Genomic DNA, 6,163 nt, shown 5'->3' on the forward strand with positions numbered 1-6,163 from the left:
TTACCAGCCGCGATCCGACATCCGCTCGGCAGCGGCCAATTTGGAAATTTCAATGCCTTTCATCGGTGTACCCAAGTTCTTGGATACTTCAGCAATCAGTTTGTAATCCGTGTAGTGCGTCGTCGCTTCAACGATCGCCCGGGCAAATTTCTCTGGATTATCCGATTTGAAAATACCGGATCCCACGAACACCCCGTCTGCACCCAAATGCATCATCAGGGCAGCATCCGCCGGCGTCGCTACCCCGCCTGCCGCGAAGTTAACGACTGGCAATTTACCCTTCTCATGAACTTCGAGCAGCAGATCGTAAGAAACGCCGAGGTTCTTCGCTTCTGCGTACAGTTCATCCTTCGACATGTTTTGTACTTTACGGATTTGGCTGTTGATCAGACGCATATGGCGGACCGCTTCAACGATGTTCCCCGTTCCTGGTTCGCCTTTCGTCCGAATCATCGATGCACCTTCGCTGATCCGGCGCAACGCTTCACCCAGATCCTTCGCGCCGCACACGAACGGCACCGTGAAATCCCGTTTATCGATATGGAACACTTCATCCGCCGGGGTCAGTACTTCACTCTCGTCCAAATAGTCTACCCCAAGCGATTCCAGAACTTTCGCTTCCACGTAATGACCAATACGTGCTTTGGCCATAACCGGGATGGAGACAACCTTCATGACTTCCTCAATAATCGTTGGATCCGCCATGCGGGCAACGCCGCCAGCCGCCCGGATATCGGAAGGCACACGCTCCAGCGCCATAACGGCGGTAGCCCCGGCCGCTTCGGCAATTTTGGCTTGTTCCGCATTCATGACGTCCATAATGACGCCACCTTTTTGCATCTCAGCCATACCTCTTTTAACACGCGATGTTCCTGTTTCCATGTCCAATCCTCCCGATAATAATCTAACTAAATATTTTACAAGATACGACTTAAATACACAACCCGTTTACTCGGATTTGAATGGACCTTAGAAAAGATTTTTGATCCCGTTAAACAGATCGCTGAAGAAATCGCCAATTGCACGCATCACCAAGGTAAACCAGCCGGCTTTCTCCGCATCCTCGGCTGTGATCAGATTGACCGTCTTCTCCAGCGTTTGGTCCATACCCGGCGCTTTAAATGTATAAGTTACCGTCCCAACCTTCGTTCCTTGCTTCAGCGGCGCTGTCAGAGTGCCTTCATCAGCCAGTGTCACTTTAGCTTGAACCGCGTTGGTATCTGCACCTTTCGGCACAACGAAGCTAACCGCTTGATCGGTTACCACCGGAACTTCCGTATGTTTCGCTTTCTTCACCGTCACGGTTTCGGTTCCAGTCACTGTCGTCTTCGGCGGTACAATTTGCTTCGTTTCAAAGTTGTTGAACCCGTAGTCTAAGACTTTCCGCGTTTCCACAAAGCGAGCTTTGTCCGAGGCGGTCCCCATAACGACGCTGATGAGACGCATGCCGTTACGCACCGCGGTACCTGTGAAGCAGTTTCCGGCATTGGAGGTGTGTCCCGTCTTCAAACCGTCCAGACCCTCGTAAGCAAATTGTTTAAAATTCGTGACGTTCTTATTCGCTTCCAGCATCCAGTTCAAGTTCACCATCGGCGCGGCATCGCGTTCACGGAACTTCTTGCTTTGAATTGTGGTAAAGCGAGCAAAGTCCGGATGATCCGTAACAATATATTTGGCCAAAATCGCAGCATCCAGCGCGGACATTACGGTCTCTTTCCCATCGGTTGGCCGGAATTCCGCTGGCATATCTGCAATATCCAAACCAGTTGAGTTGGCAAAGTGAGCGGTCTTCATCCCCATTCGCTTCGCTTCATCGTTCATCATTTTCACGAAAGCCTGTTCGGAGCCGGCTACGTATTCCGCCAGAGCCACCGTCGCATCATTGGCGGAGGCAATCGCCATCGCCGTATAGAGTTCTTCTACAGTATGTTGATCCCCTTCGGCCAGAAAAATCCGTGAACCGATTGTTTGGGCTGCATTTTTCTGTACTGTCACTACGTCATCCCAGCTAAACTTTCCTTGTTTCACAAGTTCCGCTACGATATATTCGGTCATCATCTTGGTCATGCTGGCCGGAGGCAGCGGTTGTTCCCCATTAACGTTCAATAAGATTTGGCCAGAGACAGGCTCGAGCAAGATCGCAGCGCTGACTTCCAAATCTAAAGACTCCACGGAAGGAATTGAGGTAGCCGTTGTTTGCACTGTCGTCGTTTCGGTTGATGTTGTTCCGGCATTAGTAGATTCCGTCTGTTCCCCTTCTGCCAGCGCCATCGCCGGCGCAAGAGAGAATACTAGCGCATTCACCAGCAGCACAGAAGCAACGCTTTTGCGCAAGACATGCCGTTTAGTTGTCGATTTGCGTTGTGGTTGTTTGAGTTTCAATGCCCTTAAAGCTCCCCTCATATTCTTTCATTTTGCTTTATCTATTCTATCACAGGGGTATCTGTAAAAAAAGACAAGCAGGGCGGAAAACGCCCTGCCAGTGATGGAATAAAATGGTCAGCCCATTTCTATCAAAATTTATCAGTTTATTGAATCGAGTAGTTAGGCGCTTCTTTGGTGATTTGCACGTCATGCGGATGGCTTTCGCGCAGGCCGGCACCCGTAATGCGGACAAATTGCGTATCGTTGCGCAGCTCGTCGAGCGTCTTCGTGCCGCAATATCCCATCCCGGAACGCAGACCACCAATAAGTTGGTGGATCGTATCCGAGAGCGGTCCCTTATACGCTACGCGACCTTCAATCCCTTCCGGCACGAGCTTCTTGTCATCGTCCTGGAAGTAGCGGTCCTTACTACCTTGCTTCATGGCCCCCATCGAGCCCATGCCTCTGTATACCTTATACCGACGCCCTTGATAGATTTCCGAGTCCCCAGGGCTTTCTTCCGTTCCGGCAAACAAGCTGCCCAACATGACCGCATGCGCACCAGCCGCGATTGCTTTGGTGATTTCGCCAGAATATTTGATACCGCCGTCCGCGATGATCGGAATCCCGTATTCACGGGCAACTGTCGCACAATCATAAACCGCTGTAATTTGCGGTACACCGATCCCGGCAACGACGCGGGTGGTACAGATCGAACCCGGTCCAATCCCTACTTTCACGACGGAAGCTCCCGCTTCAATCAAAGCTCTCGTTCCTTCACCTGTCGCTACGTTACCTGCGATAATCGTCAAATCCGGATACCGTCTGCGAAGCTCGGCCACTGCATCAATAATGTTAATGTGGTGTCCATGCGCCGAATCCACCGTAATGACGTCAACGCCGGCTTTCACCAAAGCCTCCGTCCGTTCAAACGTATCCTTGGAGATCCCCACCGCTGCGCCTACAAGCAAGCGCCCTTGGGCATCCTTGGCGGCGTTCGGGAATTGGATTGCTTTTTCAATATCTTTGATTGTGATAAGGCCTTTCAGGATATTATTCTCGTCAACGAGCGGAAGCTTCTCGATTTTATGCTTCTGCAAAATAATTTCAGCTTCTTGCAACGAGGTTCCTACCGGAGCGGTAATCAGGTTGTCTCTCGTCATGACGTCGCTGATTTTGATATTGTAATCATGAACAAAACGCAGGTCGCGGTTGGTCAAAATCCCCACCAGCTTCTGCTCCTCATTTACAATCGGTACGCCGGAAATACGGAACTTGGCCATAACCTGCTCTGCGTCGGATACGAGATGATCTGGAGTCAGCGAGAAAGGATTGGTGATTACGCCGCTCTCGGAGCGTTTCACCCGATCGACCTCTTCAGCTTGTTGTTCGACCGGCATATTTTTGTGGATGATCCCAATGCCGCCTTCCCGTGCGATGGCAATCGCCAACGCCGCTTCTGTGACTGTGTCCATGCCCGCACTGATCAATGGGATGTTCAGCTTCACCTTGTCGCTAAGCCGAGTGGACACATCCACCTCTTTAGGCAATACCTCCGATTTACGGGGAATCAGAAGCACATCGTCAAACGTTAAGCCTTCCTTGTCAAATTTACTTTCCCACACCGTGATGAATCCTCCTTCGAATTTGTTGATTTGTTGGGCTTCATTCCTGAAATCCGGGTATAAGAAAAACGTCTATCGACGTACATTCAAAGTAGACAGACCGCGTTTAGCGGATGTTTTTCTTGCGATATCAGGATGCCAATCCCCCGCAGTTTATACTTTCTGATATCTTAAAAAAAACGACTACCGCTGTCATTCCTATGAAGACACAACCCTATATATCAAGACCGTATAGCCGCTTACGAAAATATATTGTTCCCATCTTAGCAAAGCCCCTCTAGGCTGTCAAGGACAAGCTTAAGCAAAAAAACAGGCGGCTTCCCAGCGGATACGAGTGTCTTTATTACGCGTACATTGACTAAGAATTTGCAGGGATCCTGATGCTAATCCTGCCCCAATCCCCTTCGTTTGATTCTGCAAAAAGAAAGAGGACGGAGAGGGCTGTGCGCCTTCTGCCGTCCTTGGATTTTCCTTGGTATGCACTTCAATCAGCTAACGCGCTTATTGTGCGTAATCACCTGATCGATGATCCCGTACTCGCGCGCTTCGTCTGCACTCATGAAATAATCGCGGTCCATGTCTTTTTCAATCCGCTCCAAGGGTTGACCAGTGCAATCCGCAGCAATGGTATTCAGCACAGACCGGGTTCGCAATATCCGATTGGCACTGATCGCAATGTCGCTGGCCTGCCCTTGGGCACCACCATGCGGTTGGTGAATCATAATTTCGCTGTTCGGAAGTGCGAAGCGTTTGCCTTTGGCCCCGGCCATTAACAGAATCGCAGCAAAAGAGGCTGCCATCCCGGAGCAGATCGTCTGCACATCAGGTTTTACATACTGCATCGTATCGTAGATCGCGAAGCCCGCTGATGTCGAACCGCCTGGACTGTTGATGTAGAAGTAAATATCTTTCTCTGGATCTTCCGCTGCCAGAAACAGCATTTGCGCCATTATACTATTCGCTACCTGATCATCAATCGCCGAACCAAGGAACACAATCCGATCCTTCAGCAAACGTGAATAAATGTCATATGACCGCTCTCCCCGAGCAGTTTGCTCAATGACGTAAGGAATAACTGAACTCATGGCTTACCCTCCTTCAAAATCAGGCGGCAAGACCGTAAGACATCAACATCAGATGGTTGTGCACCGGAACGGCCGCAGAAGTGTCTACTGCCTTGCTCCGTAAAGAGCTGCGACGGTACGATTGAAGCGTGACTACCGGAACCACATCCTGAGGCCGCGCGTCGTTATACAGCATCGCCAGCGCAGCGGCGTCTTCTCGGCGAATCGCATCCATGTAGGCAAGAACCAGTACGTCGTCGCTTAACGATCCTGGTAAGAAGTCCTCCTCCATGAACTGAACCTTATCCTGCCGGGGCGCTGTAACTGCTCGGCTGGAACCCTCCACTGCATTCCGCAGTCGGACCCGCGCTCTGTGCAAAGATGCTTTGACGGCCCCTTCAGTCGACCCGATCAACTGCGCTGTTTCGCCAGCTGTATATTTTAAAATATCAATCATCAACAGCGTGGTGCGCTGAAGAGGCGAAAGCTCGGTGACCAACGTCTCCATCGCAGCCCACACTGCAGCGGGATCGGTTGGTTCCGGCGCTTGCAGATATTCGTCCAGGGGGAGCGATTCGGCCGGAAGCTTCCTTTTGCGATTGCAGTCGATCCAAGCATGTTGGGCTGCACGGTAGAGATAGGTTCGTGTGAGTTGTACGTTTTCCCCTTTCCCTTGCGTCGCCGACCATATCTTGAGCCACGTATCCTGCGCCAAATCGTCCCCTTCCCACACGGAACCGGTGATAGAACGGCAGTAGTTACGCAGTTCGCTACCATACAATTGGACCCATGAATGAAAGTTGCCCTCTCCAGAACGGGACGGTGCAGACACAGGTCTCCGCGGATTTCGCTCTCTAGCTGCTATTGGCACCGGAACCCACCTCCCTCTGTAATGTAAGATCGCACTCTCTTCGAAGAGCCATCTTGTGTTATGTCCTACAAACCAGCCTTCGACCAACCCGGAATAAGCTGAATGCTTACTCAACGGTATAAACGTATTTTTCGGAAGGAACGATACGCGGTAGGATCAGAATTTTTATATATCATAGCATTTTCGGATCCAACGCGTGTGCCCTTTGATACGATTCCTGCAAAAATGTTATTTGGGAA

5 protein-coding genes are annotated in these 6,163 nt (G+C 50.7%); all 5 read right to left on the bottom strand.

Going from position 1 to position 6,163, the window contains the following annotated elements; genetic code table 11:
* The 5 genes from pdxS to PBA01S_RS13975 all read right to left on the bottom strand — a co-directional run bounded on the left by pdxS (window position 1) and on the right by PBA01S_RS13975 (window position 5,924).
* Complete coding sequence (pdxS, locus tag PBA01S_RS13955) at window positions 1-882, bottom strand: pyridoxal 5'-phosphate synthase lyase subunit PdxS (protein ID WP_009226788.1); 882 nt, start codon at window positions 880-882, stop codon at window positions 1-3.
* Between the two features lie 87 nt (window positions 883-969).
* A complete protein-coding gene (locus tag PBA01S_RS13960; protein ID WP_016314647.1) occupies window positions 970-2,382 on the bottom strand; it encodes a D-alanyl-D-alanine carboxypeptidase family protein in 1,413 nt (470 codons plus the stop codon).
* A gap of 146 nt (window positions 2,383-2,528) precedes the next feature.
* On the bottom strand, window positions 2,529-3,989 hold the full coding sequence (gene guaB, locus PBA01S_RS13965) for an IMP dehydrogenase (protein WP_016314648.1): 1,461 nt from the start codon (window positions 3,987-3,989) through the stop codon (window positions 2,529-2,531).
* Window positions 3,990-4,477: 488 nt separating this feature from the next.
* Window positions 4,478-5,074 carry an ATP-dependent Clp endopeptidase proteolytic subunit ClpP gene (clpP, locus tag PBA01S_RS13970; protein WP_028539076.1) on the bottom strand — a complete coding sequence of 199 codons (597 nt, stop codon included), beginning with the start codon at window positions 5,072-5,074 and terminating at the stop codon, window positions 4,478-4,480.
* Window positions 5,075-5,093: 19 nt separating this feature from the next.
* On the bottom strand, window positions 5,094-5,924 hold the full coding sequence (locus PBA01S_RS13975; protein WP_164744161.1) for an RNA polymerase sigma factor: 831 nt from the start codon (window positions 5,922-5,924) through the stop codon (window positions 5,094-5,096).
* Window positions 5,925-6,163: the final 239 nt, after the last annotated feature.

The sequence above is a fragment of the Paenibacillus barengoltzii NBRC 101215 genome (genome assembly GCF_004000745.1).
In the GTDB taxonomy this organism is placed as follows: domain Bacteria; phylum Bacillota; class Bacilli; order Paenibacillales; family Paenibacillaceae; genus Fontibacillus; species Fontibacillus barengoltzii.